Below are 775 nucleotides of genomic sequence, written 5' to 3'. Positions count from 1 at the left end.
GCTGCCCGGCCGCCACACGCTACGGCCGGGAAAGTGCTTCATGATCGTGTCGGGCGAACGGCCAAGGGTGCGTGCGACTTCGCCGTAGCTGGCGCCGTCGTCGAGCAGCGCGGCCGCCCGACGCTGTTCGTCGGCCGTCATGCGGTTCGCACCCGAGAACGGCTTGGCGACGCCGGCGCGGCCCCGGGCCCGCACGACGGTGCGCGTGCTGACACCGACCAGCTTGGCGATTGTGCTGGCCGACAACTCTTGGGCGGTCAGCTCGGCGATGCGCTTGTCGCGGCGCGCCTGATCTTCGGGTGCGAGCTGGTTGGTCATTTCGGCGTGACCTTCGTGACGGTCGGGAACTCGCCGAAAAAGCCGATGCGGTAGCCGCCGGTTTCGATGTCGTAGACGTGGCCGACTTCAAGCTGTGACCACGTGTCGAAGCTGTTGAAGCCGCCGACCACGTTGTCGGACACGTTGAAGACGCCGCACGTCGTCGATAGCCGCTTCGTGCGCTTGGTCGACGTGCCGTGCTTGTCGCCCGACGTGTCGTACAGCATGTCCTTGCCGGTGACTTTGCAATCGTGGTGCGTTTGGTGGTTCATCGCTGCGCACCCGCCGGTTAGCAGAAATGCAGCCACGACGCCGGCGGCGGCGATGCGGTCGCGCGGGGTTCGTTGCGCGCTCATACGACCAGCCCCTGAACGATGCCGTTGGCGGCGGCCGGCGCGGTGCCGTGGCCGAACTGGTCGACCAAGCCCTTGTGCTGCGGGCAGTACGAATCGACCGA

Annotated in this window: 2 protein-coding genes; both read right to left on the bottom strand. The window is 67.1% G+C overall.

Going from position 1 to position 775, the window contains the following annotated elements; genetic code table 11:
* Positions 1-318 (bottom strand): helix-turn-helix domain-containing protein (locus A5625_RS01975; RefSeq protein WP_066988703.1); only part of this gene is annotated, 318 nt, incomplete at its 3' end.
* Positions 315-674, bottom strand: a complete 360-nt coding sequence (locus tag A5625_RS01970; RefSeq protein ID WP_066988702.1) for a hypothetical protein — start codon at positions 672-674, stop codon at positions 315-317. The genes A5625_RS01970 and A5625_RS01975, both read right to left, overlap by 4 nt.
* Positions 675-775 lie beyond the last annotated feature (101 nt).

The sequence above is a fragment of the Mycobacterium sp. 1465703.0 genome (assembly GCF_001672975.1).
Lineage (GTDB): Bacteria > Actinomycetota > Actinomycetes > Mycobacteriales > Mycobacteriaceae > Mycobacterium.
The sequence above is the reverse complement of the archived record's forward strand: the minus strand, read 5'-3'. Positions and strand labels throughout refer to the sequence as shown.